The sequence below is a fragment of the uncultured Thiohalocapsa sp. genome (genome assembly GCF_913063425.1).
Lineage (GTDB): Bacteria > Pseudomonadota > Gammaproteobacteria > Chromatiales > Chromatiaceae > Thiohalocapsa.
This window is the reverse complement of the sequence record NZ_CAJXYK010000035.1, coordinates 17,805-32,815: the sequence shown is the minus strand read 5'-3', so window position 1 is coordinate 32,815 and position 15,011 is coordinate 17,805. Positions and strand designations below refer to the sequence as shown.

At 68.2% G+C, this 15,011-nt stretch carries 14 protein-coding genes; 3 read left to right on the top strand and 11 right to left on the bottom strand.

Annotated elements, in window-relative coordinates; translation table 11 throughout:
* Positions 1–582: 582 nt before the first annotated feature.
* The 5 genes from QZ607_RS17485 to QZ607_RS17465 form a co-directional block, all read right to left on the bottom strand.
* The gene (locus tag QZ607_RS17485; protein ID WP_295885276.1) at positions 583–1,488 is read right to left on the bottom strand and encodes a reverse transcriptase domain-containing protein; all 906 of its coding nucleotides are present in this window, start codon (positions 1,486–1,488) and stop codon (positions 583–585) included.
* The gene (locus QZ607_RS17480; RefSeq protein ID WP_295885274.1) at positions 1,445–1,753 is read right to left on the bottom strand and encodes a reverse transcriptase domain-containing protein; all 309 of its coding nucleotides are present in this window, start codon (positions 1,751–1,753) and stop codon (positions 1,445–1,447) included. The genes QZ607_RS17485 and QZ607_RS17480 overlap by 44 nt, the downstream gene beginning before the upstream one ends.
* A 47-nt stretch (positions 1,754–1,800) precedes the next feature.
* Positions 1,801–2,712: a Uma2 family endonuclease gene (locus tag QZ607_RS17475; protein WP_295885270.1), complete on the bottom strand. Its 912-nt coding sequence runs from the start codon at positions 2,710–2,712 to the stop codon at positions 1,801–1,803.
* A 267-nt stretch (positions 2,713–2,979) separates the two neighbouring features.
* The gene (locus QZ607_RS17470; RefSeq protein ID WP_295885268.1) at positions 2,980–3,408 is read right to left on the bottom strand and encodes an NINE protein; all 429 of its coding nucleotides are present in this window, start codon (positions 3,406–3,408) and stop codon (positions 2,980–2,982) included.
* A 187-nt stretch (positions 3,409–3,595) separates the two neighbouring features.
* On the bottom strand, positions 3,596–4,159 hold the full coding sequence (locus QZ607_RS17465) for a hypothetical protein (RefSeq protein ID WP_295885265.1): 564 nt from the start codon (positions 4,157–4,159) through the stop codon (positions 3,596–3,598).
* Positions 4,160–4,711: 552 nt separating this feature from the next.
* On the opposite strand from QZ607_RS17465, the gene QZ607_RS17460 reads away from it, so the two are divergent.
* From QZ607_RS17460 to QZ607_RS17450, 3 genes are all read left to right on the top strand, one after another.
* The gene (locus tag QZ607_RS17460; RefSeq protein WP_295885264.1) at positions 4,712–4,876 is read left to right on the top strand and encodes a DUF1328 domain-containing protein; all 165 of its coding nucleotides are present in this window, start codon (positions 4,712–4,714) and stop codon (positions 4,874–4,876) included.
* A 103-nt stretch (positions 4,877–4,979) separates the two neighbouring features.
* Positions 4,980–6,044, top strand: a complete 1,065-nt coding sequence (locus QZ607_RS17455; RefSeq protein WP_295885261.1) for an AI-2E family transporter — start codon at positions 4,980–4,982, stop codon at positions 6,042–6,044.
* Positions 6,045–6,188: 144 nt separating this feature from the next.
* Positions 6,189–6,695, top strand: a complete 507-nt coding sequence (locus tag QZ607_RS17450; protein WP_295885257.1) for a PRC-barrel domain-containing protein — start codon at positions 6,189–6,191, stop codon at positions 6,693–6,695.
* 104 nt (positions 6,696–6,799) lie between these two features.
* Here QZ607_RS17450 and QZ607_RS17445 read toward each other — a convergent pair whose 3' ends face one another.
* The 6 genes from QZ607_RS17445 to QZ607_RS17420 all read right to left on the bottom strand — a co-directional run bounded on the left by QZ607_RS17445 (position 6,800) and on the right by QZ607_RS17420 (position 14,816).
* Positions 6,800–7,447 (bottom strand): VTT domain-containing protein, encoded by a 648-nt coding sequence (locus tag QZ607_RS17445; RefSeq protein WP_295885253.1) that lies wholly within the window; start codon positions 7,445–7,447, stop codon positions 6,800–6,802.
* A gap of 254 nt (positions 7,448–7,701) precedes the next feature.
* Positions 7,702–8,670: a PRC-barrel domain-containing protein gene (locus tag QZ607_RS17440; RefSeq protein WP_295885251.1), complete on the bottom strand. Its 969-nt coding sequence runs from the start codon at positions 8,668–8,670 to the stop codon at positions 7,702–7,704.
* Between the two features lie 386 nt (positions 8,671–9,056).
* On the bottom strand, positions 9,057–10,250 hold the full coding sequence (locus QZ607_RS17435) for a dicarboxylate/amino acid:cation symporter (RefSeq protein WP_295885249.1): 1,194 nt from the start codon (positions 10,248–10,250) through the stop codon (positions 9,057–9,059).
* A 6-nt stretch (positions 10,251–10,256) separates the two neighbouring features.
* The gene (locus tag QZ607_RS17430) at positions 10,257–11,186 is read right to left on the bottom strand and encodes a hypothetical protein (RefSeq protein ID WP_295885246.1); all 930 of its coding nucleotides are present in this window, start codon (positions 11,184–11,186) and stop codon (positions 10,257–10,259) included.
* Positions 11,183–12,703 (bottom strand): Mur ligase family protein, encoded by a 1,521-nt coding sequence (locus QZ607_RS17425; protein WP_295885242.1) that lies wholly within the window; start codon positions 12,701–12,703, stop codon positions 11,183–11,185. The genes QZ607_RS17430 and QZ607_RS17425 overlap by 4 nt, the downstream gene beginning before the upstream one ends.
* A 346-nt stretch (positions 12,704–13,049) precedes the next feature.
* A complete protein-coding gene (locus QZ607_RS17420) occupies positions 13,050–14,816 on the bottom strand; it encodes a complex I subunit 5 family protein (RefSeq protein ID WP_295885240.1) in 1,767 nt (588 codons plus the stop codon).
* Positions 14,817–15,011: the final 195 nt, after the last annotated feature.

The following is a 15,011-nucleotide window of genomic DNA, read 5'->3' as shown; positions in this document are numbered from 1 at the left end:
CCGGCGCAGCGCCCCCCTCTGCTGCAAGGCTGCCAGCCCTTCGCTGGCGCAAGCAGGGCATAACAGAAGCGCCCACTGGTCAGGTGGCGCTGAAGGAGCCATGCCAGGCCCGGCGTATGCGCTTCGGGCTCGTTCAGTAAAAGAGCCTTAGTGTCAGATCTTGCCTTGTCCCCACTGCGAGATCGGCGTAAGGCATAGGCCAGCGTCTCAGTGTGTAGACGCGAATGGGTTGCATCGTGGGGCGAGCATGAAAGGCAAGACGCACGACTTGACCCCGAGGTTCCTCATTGACCCCATGTACCCCCTTCTGCTGTTACATGTGAGACCTAACCCTGTGGTACAGGTAGGTCGCCGGACTTGGAAGGGCTCGCCTGGACAGCCGCGCAAAGGTGACGACGGTGCCGGACAGGATGAGCTGCCGGTTTGCGGGTGGAAAGCGTGGTCGGAGAGTAAGCCGGGGCCTCGCCGCCGGTTAGGCAGAAGTTGGTGTTCTCTGTTTGCCGCCTGGTTTCCCGGCGGTCCCACAATATCTCTGCCATGCGACGGTTCGGCACCCGACTCGGAGCAGTAGGACTTGGAGTGTTACACCATCCGGCTCCCAGTCTGAGTCTTACACCAAGGGACGGGGTAGAGGTCGTGGACGATTTGCGCCGTCGGCAGCCACCGGCGAAGATAGGCGTCGAACTGTGCCCAGGTGAGCGAGCGCTTCTGGCTGCGTCGGTTCAGCCACTTGAAGAGCAGACCGGTTGCGACGTGGATGCAGCTCGCGACCCAGCGGCTGTTGCCGCTGACGCCGTAGTACTGCATGTGTCCGCGCAAGTGCCGAGCGAGAAACGCCACCATCGCGTTGCCGCCCTGCGTGCGTAGTGCCCGCAGGCGTGCATTGAGGGCCGTGAGCTTCTTACGAAGGCGCTGGCCGTGGTTCTTGCGACCGACGACGAAGCGCCCGCGCCGGCTGCGGCCCACGTAGTGGGTGAAGCCGAGGAAGCTGAAGGTCCGTGGTCCCTCGTACTCGACGCGCTTGCGTCCCAGCATAGTGCTGCCGAATGCCAGCAGCGCGGTCTTGCTCGGCTCAACGTCCAGGTCGAATTGCGCCAGCCGCTCGGTCATGGCCTCCAGGAACGCGCGCGCGTCGGCCTCGTGCTCGAAGCAGGCCACATAGTCGTCGGCGTAGCGAATCAGGTAGGCTTCGCCCGCACAGCGCCGTGCAAAATGCTCTTCGAACCAGAGGTCGAGGACGTAGTGCAGGTAGATGTTGCTGAGCACGGGCGAGACCAACCCGCCTTGCGGCGTCTCTTCCACGCCGGCCGTGAACACGCCGTCTTCCATGATGCCGGCCTTCAGGAACCGCTGGATGATCCGCAACAGGTTGGGATCGGCGATGCGGTGCTCCAGAAAGCGCAGCAGGTGGGCATGGGAGACATGCTCGAAGAAGCCCCTGATCTCAGACTGGGATGTCGGCTTCCACCACCCATTGCGTCCGTTCATTGGTGATGACTTCCGCGACGCGGCGCAGCGCGTCGTGCGCACTGCGGCCGGCGCGAAAGCCAAAGCAGCAGTTCCGGAACTCCGGCTCCCAGATGGCCTGCAGGATCAGGCTGAGCCGATCCTGCACCAGCCGGTCTTCGAACGCGGGCACACCCAGCGGCCGCATGCGGCCATCCCCTTTCGGAATGTAGGTGCGCCGCGCCGGCTGCGGCCGGTAGCCCAGTCGGCGTATCCGCGCCGACAAGTCTTCCAGGCGTGCCTGCACGCCCTCGGCATAGTCCGCTTTGGTTGCCCCGTCGACTCCGGGCGCCCTCAGTCACCACCAGGCTGACCCAGCAGCCCCTTCAGCCGGGCGAGCTCGGCTTCGGCCTCGGTGCGCGCCTGCGCTTCGGCCTCCGCGCGCTGTTCGGCTTCAGCCCTGGCCTCGGCCTCTGCCTCAGCACGGGCTGCCTCCGCCTCTGCACGTGCGGCCTGCGCCTCTGCACGTGCGGCCTCGGCTTTGGCCTGCTCCTCCGCCTCGCGCCAGGCGCGCAGGAGGTAGTCGCTGTAGACCGGGTCGTGGCGCAGCTCGGTGATGTCCCTGCCGGCCAGCATGTCCGCAATACGGAACTGGAAGCCGGGCAGCGCCGTGGAGCGGATCACGTCCTCATCCGGCTCGATGGGACGGTACAGACCGGTGTCCGGGTCAAGGCTGAAGAAGGCCAGGTGCTCGCGCTCCTGGTGCACGATGTAGTACTCGCGCACGCCGCCGGCGGCGTACTCAGCCTTCTTGGTCTCGGTGTCGCGCTCGATACCGGCTCGTGACAGGTCCGACAGCGCCTCGATACAGAGGTCGTAGATGCCGTGATAGGAGGCATCCAGCGGCAGCAGCGGCTGCGGATTGTCGCGGCGCACCAGCGCCAGGTCCGGCTTGCGGATCACCGTCTTGTCCGGCAGGGCCAGCCGAAAGCCCATGTCCTGCACCGACTCCTGCGCCACCGGCGTGCTGCGCAGAAACCAGCGCAACAGCTCCGCGAGCCAGGCGAAACAGAGCAGGGTGCCGTAGTTGGACACGGGCTTCTCCTCCAGGCGGCCATCGTTCCATTCGTACTTGATGTCCGACTGCGTGTACCAGCGGCACCAATACTCTTCCTCCGACACGAGGCGGCCGGCCTCGGACACGGGCTCCACGGCATGCTCCACCTGCGGAGTGCGCGGCTCGGCGAGTGCGGATCGGCTGCTCATCGATCCCTCCTCGGGTTGATTGGTCGGCTTCAACCTAGCACGGATTCCGCTGATGGTCTCGCTGTGCGGTGGTGCGTCGGCGCGGCTTGGGGACGGCGTCGGCTCGGTTGCTTGCCGCATGCCTGCCGCGGTAGGAGCCTTTTGGGTGGGGCTTGGCTTGGCGCTGAAGACGTCGCCGGCGCGGCGTCGAGCCGCGCGGGCGGTGGGCCGAGTGAAACTCGGCGCCCCCAGGGGCACCCCTGGGGGCAGGTGGGCGGCAGCTCGGGGTCAGCCGTGGCCGGTGTGAGCCAGCGGCGCGCCCAAGTCCTCGTTCACTTCGTCGATCTGCTCGTTGAGCGTCCAGTAGTCGTATAGGTAGCCGAGCAGGAAGAGGCCGCCGGTGAGGAGCCAGAGGAGCCCGGTCAGCCATTTGCCGAGGTAGAAGCGATGGATGCCGAGCACCCCAAGGAAGGTGAGCAATATCCAGCTGATGTTATAGCTCTTGGGGCCGCCGATGAAACGGTCGTCCGCCTGCCGATTCATGCCCGGGATGAGCAGCAGGTCGATGATCCAGCCGATGAAGAGCAGGCCGAGGGTGAAGAACCAGATGGTTCCGGTGATGGGCTTGCCGAAATAGAAGCGATGGGCGCCCATGAATCCGAAGATCCAGAGCAGGTAGCCCATGACCACGGAGTGGGTATCAGTGTGGCGAGTCATGCGGACTCCTGTGGCGTGTCAGAGAGGCATGCCGGCCCTACGGGTGCAGCAGCAGGACAGTGCCCTCGACCCGCGCCCGTCAAGCGTCGATGCGTTGTGGGGTGTGCCGGGCTTCCTGACCTCCGCCTTCAGCCGGTGCCGGGCTGGGGCCAGGCACCGGCTGGCGGGGCCGTTACCGGCCGGCGCTTCATTGCTGCTGGGACGTTTCGCCGTCGTCGTCCGGCATGTCGACGTCCACGTCCGGAACCGGGATGGTGACCGGCTCGGTGCCGACGTCCACGTCCGGGCCCTGGACGTCCACTTCCGGCAGCTTGCCCGGCTCGGCGTCCACGTCCATGCTCGGCAGCTGGCCTGCCTCGGTTTTCTCGACCTCGTACTCGGGCAGCTGGCCCGGATCGGCATCGACGTCCACCTGCGGCATTTCGCCTTTCTCTTCCACGTCCACGTCGCAGCCCGCCAGGAAAGGCAGTGTCGTGCAGGCGAGAACGAGCATCAGATATCGGAATCGCATGGGTCTGTCCTTCGGTTGCGTTGTTTCGGTACCCCAGTGCAATGCAATCACCCGGCCGATGAAGCCGTCCAGGCCGACCCGATAGCCGCCGGGAAGCTCGAAAGCGGAGTCGAGCACATGGGCGAGCTTGCCGAGGCGCCGGCGGGACTCGGCTTCGTCCGCAGTCCCATGGACAGGGCGCGCGGCGGTGTCGGCGGAGGCGTGCCGATGCTTCGGCTGGGTTGCGGCGACGTATTGCATTGGACGGAGCTCCTACTGTGTGCGGTGCGGCATCGGGCGGCTCGCCTCCGCCGGCATCCGCGTCTCGTTGCCTGCTGTGCGTTGCCTGCGCAGGACGCGTGCCAGTCGGCCTTGTCGGTCCCGTCCTGCATTGGCTCCAGCGGCGGCGATTGGCCTTCGCAGAGTCCAGCGCAGTGCTGCCGGTGCCCCGGGCGCCGGCCGCGCCCTGTCGGCCATTTGCGCCAATGACTGGTGCAAATGAGCCACCCGCGTCCTGCGGCCTGAGAGGCCGGTCTCGCCGGGAGCCGGACCTGCGTGCGTGCCGGCGCCGCTTCGGGTGCAGCCCCCTGGCACCCTCCGCAGTCGTCCGCTGCGGGCGGCCCGCCCTAAGGCTCAGCTCGATTCGAGGGGCCCATCCGAGGTGGGCAGAGGAAGCTGGCCCGATTTGTGTAGACGCCTTGGGTGCAGATGCCCTGCATGTGGGGCCGGGTCTGGGGGCGGTTTCCTCCTCCCGTGTCTCCGCGCCTCGAATGCTGGGTGGATCAACATCACCAACCGACTCGGAGGCTTCTCATGTTGCAATGGGCTGTGATCTTTCTCGTCGTCGCCATCATCGCTGGACTCTTCGGCCTATCCGGCATCGCTGGCGCCGCCACGAACATCGCCTGGATCCTGTTCCTGGTGGGGCTGGTGCTGGCGGCCATCTTCTTCGTCCGCGGTCGCGGCACCGCGCCCTGATTGGTCGTCTGGCGGCCCCTGCCGATGAAGGCCGTCATGAGGGGGCAGGGGCCGCCGTGGCTGTCACCACTTCCTGATCAATGCCGTCGCCAGGGACTCTTGAATGAGCGATGACGACGCGTTGACCCAAGGCGCTGCGGCGCCTTGGACCTTCCCCAGAATTATTGCACTCGCCGCCACCCTGGGTGCCATGGCGCTCGCGCTGTGGCTGGTGACTGCGCTGGCGGGGGTACTGCTGCTCTTCATGCTGGCGGTACTCTTCGCTGTCATGCTGGATGCCGGCGTGCGCGGACTGCGCTCGCTCACCTACATGCCGCGTGGGCTGGCACTGGCGCTGCTGTGGGCGGCGTTCACGGCCATCCTCGTGGCAGCCATTCTGTTGTTGGCGCCACGGGTCACTGCGGACATCCAAGCCCTGAGTGAGCGTTTGCCGCAGGCGCTCGCAGAAATCGACGCCGCCGTTGAAGGCACCAGTTGGGGGCGGCGCGCCGCGGACGAGCTGACGGCGCTGCGGGAATCGAGCACACTGCGCGAAACTGCGCAAAATTTCCTCGGATTCTTCTCGACCCTGCTGGGTACCGTCAGCGGGATCCTGGTGGTGTTGGTGCTCGGCGTCTTTCTCGCAAGCGAGCCCGACACCTATGTCAGTGGGGCGGTAGGGCTGCTGCCACCCGACGCCCGCCCAAGGGCCCGCCAAGTCGCTGCGCGTATGGGCCACGCCCTGCGCTGGTGGCTCCTCGCGCGCTTCGCCTCCATGGCCGTGGTCTTCGTCTTCACCTGGATTGGACTGGCGGCCTTGGGTGTACCGCTGGCCTTCATGCTGGCGTTGATCGCGGGTCTGTTCTCTTTCGTGCCGACCTTCGGCCCCGTGGCGTCCGCCGTGCCGGCCATCCTCGTGGGCCTCTCTTCCGGCCCGCAACAGGCGTTTTCCGTCGCATTGCTCTACCTCGGCATCCAGCTGGTGGAGAGCTACGGCATCACACCGTTCATGCAGCGCCGTGCCGTGCGCCTGCCGCCGGCCCTGCTGGTGGTGTTTCAGCTCATCATGGGCGTGCTGGCCGGCGTGCTCGGTGTGCTGCTCGCCACACCCATTCTGGTGGTGCTTATGGTCCTTGCGGGAATGCTCTATCTGGAGGATGGACTGGGCGAGGGCGCACCGCTGCCCTGACGTGCGCAAGCCGTTGTTGCGTCTGCTCGGCAAGCGGTGTACCGGCGCGACGCGCATGGCACGGCTTCTGCAGCTTGGTTTCGTGTCCGTCGCGCAGCAATGCCGGACATTTCCACCAATGAGCCATCACAGAGGAGGAGCTTTATGAAGCTTCCGATCATTGCCGTCAGTACCCTGGCCTTCACCCTTGCCTTCGGGACTGGCACAGCACTCGCCGAGGAGCAAGGAAAGGAGATGCAGCAGGCGCAAGGTGAAACCGGGCAACAGATGTCCGGAAAGCAGGGTGCAAGGAAGCGGATGCGCGCCGAAGAGATCGTCGGCATGGAGGTGGTGAACCGCAAAGGCATCCACCTCGGCGACGTCAATGGGGTCGTTCGACGCGCAAAGGATGAAACAGCCTATGCTGTCATCTCCATTGGCGGCTTTCTCGACATGGGCGACCAGGAGATTGCGGTGGCCATCGACCAACTGCGCCTGAAGGACGACGCGGTCGTGCTGCCCGATGACATCGACTCCAAGGTTATGATCAAAGGCCTGCCCGGTTGGGACGACGCTGACCTGGAGGAGCTCGGGGAGTCAGAGGAGGTCCAGATCGAGCGGGCTGACTTCGCGGCCTTCGAGTCTGACGATAAGACCAAGAAGGACCGTTGAGCCTGCTCAGCTGGCTGCACTGACTTACCGGCTGACACGCTTGGCGGCCGAGCGCGGCGCAGGGATGCGCCACTCACGCGCCGGCTCAAGGGGCGCCGTTGTTTTCAGATATTGAAAGCCACGAGCGCACCGATGAGCACCAGTAAAGCGATGCTGGCGGTGACTCGGTGGCGCTCCCACAGCCCGAGCGCTTGATCGCCAAATCGGTGAACCAGGTATGCGAGCCCGAAATAGCGAATACCCCGGGCGATGGTCGCGGCAAGAATGAACAACAGCAGCGGATAGGCCGCGACGCCGGCGACGAGCATAGCAATCTGAAAGGGTATGGGAGCGACGCCGATGGCGAGTATGGCCCAGAAGCCTTGGGCATTGAACCACTCCTGGAAGAAGGTATAGTCTTCCTGCCAGCCCATGAAATCGATCATGGCACGGCCCAGGCTGTCATAGAAGAAGTATCCCAGGCCATAGCCCAAGGTTGCCGCCAGCAGGCAGGCGAGGGTGGTGACTGCGGCGATGCGCCAGAGCAGGTCCCGCCGCGCCAGCATATATGGAATCATCACGACCTCGATGGGGATCGGGACGATGATGGTCTCAAGAAACGATGCGACGCCGATGAGCCAAAGACCGGCCCGGGAAGCGCCCAATTGGTCGGCCCAGCGGCGCGGGTGCCGCCAGGCATCGCGCAGGCGTAGCCGCTGCGTCTCTGTCGCAGTGACCGAATCCGGGGCTGCAGGGTGATGGGTGTTCGGCATGGTTGCTCACGCGGGACGTCGGCTGGAGATTGATGGCGGCTGGAGATTGATGGGGCACACCAGGCCATATTGGTGATCCTGCGATGAAAACGGCGGGCGAGGGATGATGCAACGTGCTCGCACGCGGGCATACGCAGCTCCGAGCCAGGCTGGAGGATACGAGGCCCGCGTTGGATATGGCTTGCAGAGCGCGGCGGCATCCCTGCCGTCGTCGCAGCCCGGCATTGCAGGCGGCCGAGCCCGTATCGGCGATGTTACTGGCCCATGGAGTCGCCCTGGCGTTTCCGGCCCGAGCGGCCCATGTCGCTGCTGTCCTCGTCGATCTCGAAGGCGGCGAATTCAGAGCGGGTGATGGCTTGGTTGCCGTAGGTGTCCACCTCGTCGAAGCGCTTGGAGAGCTGGGCATGTCCCTGGGCCTCCTGCCGGTCGATGACATCGTTGTCGTTCTGGTCCAGCTCCTCGAACATGGCGCCCTTGCGCTGGGAGAGATTCACGACGTCGCGGTTCGGCTCGTACTGATCGATGTCGTAGTCTGTCATGCCGCCCTGTTGGTCGGAGTCTGTCCCAGCCTGGCGCTGACCCTTCTGCTGGCCCTGCTGCTCCGCGGCCATGCGCTGCTTCTGGTCTTCCGGCAGCCAATAGGCGATGATCACGCTGCTCACGTCCTGTCGCCCCATGTTCGGCGTCGCGGAGGTGCGGCCGAATGCCGGTGCGTTCTGCACTTTGGCCGGCGTGGTGTCGAACACCAGGCTGTCTTTGCGGGCCAGCGGATAGACGAAATGCCCGACGGGCACCGTCACCATGTCGCCGCGCTTGCTGCCGGCGAGCAGGTCACTCTGCATAACGACGTAGCGCACCCGGCCCAGATCGTCCATCACCAGCTCCTTGACCGTGCCGAGCTTCTCACCCTGCCTGTTCTGCACCTCTTTACCCATCCAGGTGCTGAGCTTGTAGCGGTCCGGCAGTTGTTTGGCGATGGACTTGCCGCTGCCGCTCGCCTGGCCTTGCGCCGTGCCCATCCGCTGCTGCCCTTGCCCGGCCATGGACCCCTGCTGCGGCTGCGTCGGGGCACCCATGGCGCCCGACTGTTGCCGGCTCATGTCGCCGGCATCCGTCTCGGCCGCGACGGGGCCGGCGACCAGGCAGGTGCCGCCGAGGGCAAGGGTCATGGCGATGACGGACATGCGGGGTGTCAGCTGGCGGAATCGGTTCGGTTTGAACATGAGAGTCTCCTCAGGTTTGTGCTCGGGTACGGCCGCGGCGATGCGCGCGGCTCGCTGGGCAGGGTGCAATTGCGGGGCCAACGCGCGGCACGCGACTTTGGTGCTCAGGTGAGCGCTGGTGCGCTTGGCGCGGGGCCAAAAGGACCCGAGGAATAGGACCGTCAATCAGCTCAATGAGGCAGGAAACAAGAAATGTGCCGCTGATTCGGTCTGCGGCATGGCTGTCCGCGATCCCGTGCGGCGCGGTGAAGCATGGTCGGCTTAACCGGTTGAGAGGTCGGTGGAAATAGGCCGGTTGGCGGGCGCAATGCCCCAGTGGGAGGGATATGCACAGGGCGCCCCGGCAGCAGCCGCTTCGGCTTCGGCTGCGCCGGGCGCCGCGCGGCTCACCCGTCGGCGCGCGCCGCGCGCTTGGGCGTGTCCACCACCGCCGCGACGATGAGGTCCCCCCAGACGTTCACGGCGGTGATGGGATAGTCGAAGAAGCGGTCCACGACCAGGTACAACGCAAGGTAGGTCTGCGGCAGCCCGAGCAGGTCCAGCATGAAGGCCATCATGGCGATGCCGCCACCGGGGATGCCGGCGGTGCCGGCGCTGGAGGCCATGGTCAGCAGCACGATGAGCAGGGCCTGCGCGACGCTGACCTCGGCCCCGGCGAGCTGGGCGATGAAGATGAGCAGGATGGACTGATACAGCGCCGAGCCGTCCATGTTGAGCGTCGCCCCGAGGGGCAGGGTGAAGCTGGTGGTGTCGGCGCTCAGGCCGGCATGGTCCTCCAGCACGCGCTTGGAGACGGGGTAGGTGGCGGAGCTGGAGGCGGTGGCAAGCGCCGTGGCCGGTGCCGCCCGCACCTGGGCGAGAAACCTGAGCGGCGCGCGCCGGCTGCCGAGCCAGAGCAGTACCGGCAGAAACAGCCCGGCATGGACCGCCGCCGCCAGCGCGACGGCCCAAACAAAGGGGCGCAGCTGAAGCACCGCACCCCAATCCATGCCCGCGAGGCTTGCGTACACCAGCGCTGCGATGCCCACGGGCGCCGCCAGCAGCAGCAGGGAGAGCATCCGCATGAGCAGGGCGTTCACCGCCGCGGCGCCGTCCTGGAGCAGCCCGCGCTGCGCCGCGGGCAGCCCGCGGGCGGCGAGCGCCGCGAAGATGGCGATGACCACCACATGCAGGATGTTGCCCTCCGCGAGGGATGCGAACAGGTTCTGGGGCACGAAGTTGGCCACCAGCGCCGCCATGCTGAACGCGGCGCCCTCTGCACTCACCTGCGGCAGTGCCAGCAGGCCGGGCGCCACGTCGCGGGAGAAGAGCCAGCCGAGCAGCGTCCCGGTGGTGGCCGCTGCGGCGGAGGTGAGCAGATAGAAGCCGAGGGTGCGGCTGCCGAGGCGCTTCAGGTCTGCGCCCCCCGCCAGCGCCGTGTAGATGGAGAACAGGATCAGCGGCAGGATCAGTACCTTCAGCAGGGACAGAAAGATCTCCCCGAGCCAGGCGACATAGGGCGCGCCCGCCGGCAGCAGCAGTGCCGCGAGCACGCCGAGGACCAGCGCAGCTGGGGTCGAATAGAGGGTTTGGCCGATCATGGCGCGTCACCCGAGGAAGGGATTGCGCGCGTCGCGTGTGCGCAGCGCCCGGATGCCGAGCACCGCCATGAGCCGGTCCACCATCTCGATCTGTGTGGCGCGGGCGCCGTGCTCGGCCTCCAGGTTGTAGTACTCGCCAAGGCCGTGGCGTGCCACATAGTCCGACAGGGAGCAGTCGAAGCTCTGCGCCGTCACCTGCTTGTGGATCACGTTGAGCCCGGCGCCGTTCAGCGCCTCGATGCGCCGGCGCAGGGCCGGGTCGGCATAGGCGGCCCGGCGTCCGGCGACGAAGATCAGGTTGTCCTCGTCCGCCAGCGCCGGGCTGCCGCGGCCGGCGGCGCCGGGCCAGTGGCTCAGCAGCGGGCCGGTGCGGCGCATGGAGATGTTGCCGTAGCCGCCGTTGCCGGCGTGGCCGTTGCCGTTGTTGTGCAGCGCGAGGATGGGGCTGGGCCTGCCGCGGTAGTGATCCAGGATGGCCCGGGTATAGCGCGGCGCCGGCCGACGCTGTGCGATGCAGAGTCTGGACTCGCCGCGGCTCGACGAGAAATTGCGGTTCGGGTCCTGCCCGCGGTAGGTGCGCTGGCCCCCCGCGTCCACCGCCAGCAGGCCGCCGCCGTAGGTGAGCAGCGCATGCACGCCGGCGTCGAAGGCGGCGTTCTCGTTGTCGTGCGGCAGCACCCAGAAGGGGCCGTCCGGCGCGCGGGTGTGCTCCAGGATGTGGAAGGTCCAGTGGAAGTCGCCCTCGTACACCTCCTGGCGGCGATAGCATACGGGCGCCCCGCGCAGCGCCGTCAGGCTGCGGCGGATGTCCGCCGAGCGCGCCTGGGCCGGGTCCATGCAGGCGCTGATGCTGCTGCCCGTGACACGCCCGCCGCCGCCGCAGCCGGCGAGGGCGAGCAGGCAGGCCAGGAGGGCGAGGGTGCAGGCATGCTTCATGCGCCGTCCGGCCCGGTCAGTGGCCAGCCCAGGTGCGCGAAATTGCGGGCCACCTCGTCCTGGTCGCTGAAATAGGTCTTGGCGCCTTTGCGGTCGATATAGCGCTCGTGGCCCTTGCCGGCGATGAGGGCCACCTGGGGCTCGTCCGCTGGCGCCGTGGCCAGACGGTCGAAGAGGTGGCGGATGGCCGCCGCCCGGTCGACGATGGTCTCCGGTGCCGCGGCGCAGCCGGACATGCCGGCGAGCGTCGCGTCGATGATGGCCTGCGGGTCCTCGAAGCGCGGATTGTCAGACGTCACGATGGCGTGGTCCGAGTGCCGGCAGACGGCGGCGCCCATGAGCGGGCGCTTGCCGCGGTCGCGGTCGCCGCCGCAACCGAAGAGGGTCGTCACCCGGGCGTGCGGGAAGGCGGCGCGGATGGCCGTCAGTACGTTCTCCAGCGCATCCGGGGTGTGCGCGAAGTCCACCACCACCGTGCGGTTGCTGTGGACGAAGGTTTCGAAGCGGCCGTCCACCGCCGCGAGCGCGCGCCAGGGCGCAGGCGGCAGCCGCTTGGCACTGAGCGCCAGAATGCGCCCGGCCAGCGCCAGTGCCAGCGCGTAATTGGCCCGGTTGTAGCCGAGCGCGAGGAAGGGCCGGGTCCGGAGCATCACCGGCTCCGCCGCCGGCGGTGCGATGAGCTCCACCGGGGCGCCCGGGTGCTCGCGGCCCAGGCGCGCGGCCACGTCGGCACTGGTGGTGACCAGCGGCACCCCCGCGGGCAGGTGATCCAGGATGGCCGCCTTGGCGGCAAAGTAGGCGGCCTCGGTGCCGTGGTAGTCCAGGTGGTCCAGGCTGAAATTGGTCCAGCCGGCGGCGTCGAAGGCGAGGCCGCCGAGCCGCCCCTGATGCAGGGCATGGCTGGAGGCCTCGGTGACCAGCACATCGGCGCGGTCCTGGTAGTCCGCCAGCAGCCGGCGCAGCTCCACCAGCGGCGGCGACGTGAAGCCGGTGATGACCTGGTCCACGCCGTTCAGCGCGAGCCCGAGCGTGCCCACCGTCAGCACCCGCTCGCCGGCGGCCCGCAGCAGCGCCTCCAGGTACTTGACGGTGGTGGTCTTGCCGTTGGTGCCGGTGACGGCGGCGATGCGCCAGTGGCCCGCCGGCAGCGGATGGAAGGCGTCGCAGAGCCGGGCAACCGTATCCCCGTAAGCCTCTGGGCGTGCGACGCAGATGCCCTTGTGCCCCAGGGCGTCGAAGCAGTCCATGCGGCGGTTGGTCACCAGCAGGGCAAAGGGACTGTCCGCCAGATAGCGCCGATACAGCTCGGCATCGGACGGGCCGGCGTCATGGCACTGGAAGCACAGCACCGAGTTCGGCGTGCAGGCATCCGCCCGCCACTGGATATCCGTCAGTGCGCCCAGGTCCAGTCCCGCCGGCAGCCGCTGCCAGGCCCAGTCGATACCGCGCAGCGCCTCTGCGGGCGAGGGGCGCCTGGGGGGGCTGGGAGGTCTTGGGTGATCGGCGGACGGCGGCAAGCGAACGGCCTCGCGCTTGAAGAGGGGCTGGCGGCCTGCGCCGCGCCCGACGCCGGCATTCTATCCCGAGCGGCGTCTGCCGGCCCGCCGACAGGCCAACTCCCCCGCTGGCCGCCACGCTCCAGCGTGGCAGCAGGTCACGACACGCCCTCTCGCCTGCGCCGGTGGCCGCCCGCGGCATGTGGCCCCGCGCCGGGGTCTCGCTTTCCATCGCCCGGACTCGGCCATTGCCTTGGGCCATCGGGCGATGCACTGGAGCGCTTCACCGGGTCGCGGAAAGGGGGCACTGAAAACCGGGGGCATGAACTGGGGGGCACTGGACCCGGCGGGCACGGAGCCGGGGGCGCTAGCTGCCACCTGGCGCCTGGGCGGCCAGCAGCAGGAGCAGCAGCACCGCGCTGATGCCCACCCAGAGGGCGCCGGCCACCGGCCATTGCCGCAGCCCGCGCTCCACGTCACCGGCGGGGGTGCCGAAGACGCGCTCGAAGGCGGCGAAGGCGGCGCGCTCGACGCGGCTCCAGGCGCGGCCCAGGTCCTCCAGGAAGACCTCCCCCATCTCCTTCACCGCGCGCAGCAGCGGCGTGAGCAGGGCCAGCAGGTCGCCCGCCGGCACCAGGCCGATGAACGGCGCGAAGAGCCTGGGCTGGAGCGCGGCGATGAGCGCCACCGTGGCGGCGACGCCGGCGCCGATGCCCACCGGCAGGGCATTGCTGAGCCAGGCGGCGGGCTTGCCGAAGGCGAAGGGAAAGAGCGCCACCAGCGCCGCGAGCAGGCCCCAGGCCGCGAGCGGCCAGGCCCAGTGTGGCTCGGCGTGGCCCTTGATGCTCGCGGCGACCCAGACGAAGCGTGCCATGAGCAGGGCGGTGCCGACGGTGGTCACTGCCACCACGGCGCCGATCCAGGTCCACTGGGTGGCCTCCAGTACGGGCTTCAGGTCGTACTTGGCCACGGCGCCGCTGGTGAAGGGCGCCCCGGCCAGGGCCAGGGCCAGCAGCACCATCACGCCCAGGATCGCCGCCTGGGCTGTGGTGCCCGGCGCGCCGGCGTGCTTGCGCAGGCCCACGCCGAGGAAGAGTCCGCCCTTGGCGAGCCCGTGCTGGGCCGCGTAGAAGGCGATGCCGGCCACGCCCACCGGCGCCAGCGCCGGCTCCACCAGCACCAGCCCGAGGGCGGTCATCAGGAAGCCCATCTTGGCGATGCTGGAGTAGGCGAGGATGACCTTGGCGTCGCGCTGCACCAGCCCCACCGGCAGCGCCAGGGTCATGGTGGCGAGCCCCGCCAGCGCCAGCCAGTGCCCCCAGCCCGGCAGCGCCAGATCACCCACCGGCAGAAACCGGAACCAGCCGAGCAGCGCGACCTTGATCATGGTGCCGCTCAGCACCGCGCTCGCCGGCACCGGCGCCGCCGGATGCGCCAACGGCAGCCACAGGTGCAGCGGCACCAGGCCCGCCTTGACGCCGAGCCCGAGCAGCAGCAGCGCGATGGTGGCGTTGCCGAGGGCGCTCACGTCATCCAGCGCCGGCCGGGTGGTGCCGGTCTCGCTGGCCAGCATCACCAGGCCCGCGAACAAGGCCACCTCGCCCAGCAGCGCCATGACCAGGTAGACCTTGCCGGCCCAGAGCGCGGACGGGCTGCCGTCGTGCACGACGAGTCCGTAGGAGGCGATGCCCATCATCGCGAAGCCGACGTAGAAGCTGAACAGGTCCGCGCCGACGATGAGCCAGAAGTTGCCGGCCATGGCCAGCAGGAACAGCGCGTCGAAGCGCCCGCTGCGCGCAGCCGGCGCCTCCGGCGGCCCGCCGCGCTCACCCAGGGCGGCATAGACGCCCGCCGCGAGCCACACCAGTGCCGTGAAGCCCAGGTAGATCTGCCCCGTCGCGTCCAGCGCCAGGTGCGTGCCGAGAAAGAGCCAGGGCAGGGGCAGCTCGGTGCCGACGGGCACCAACAGGGCCGCCGCCAGCGCCGGAAGGGGTCCCAGTGCGACCCAAGGCACGGCTGAGCGCTGAGGACTGAGGGTTGAGGCGCCCCAGTCCTGCCGGAAGCGCACCCCGGACGCCGGCCACACCAGTAGCAGCGGCCACACCCAGGCAAGCAGCAAAAGCCAGGCACTCACGTTGTCACCCTCTCCTGTTGGCGGTGCATGCGGAGGATCGCTTGCTCAGCACGCGTCCCACCGGACGGCACAGGTCGCACGTCATGCATCATGCTTGTACCGTCCAAGGGCTGAGGGCTGAGGGCTGAGGGCTGAGGGCTGAGGGCTGAGGGCTGAGGGCTGATGCGCCCAAGTCCTTCCGGAACCGTACCCCGT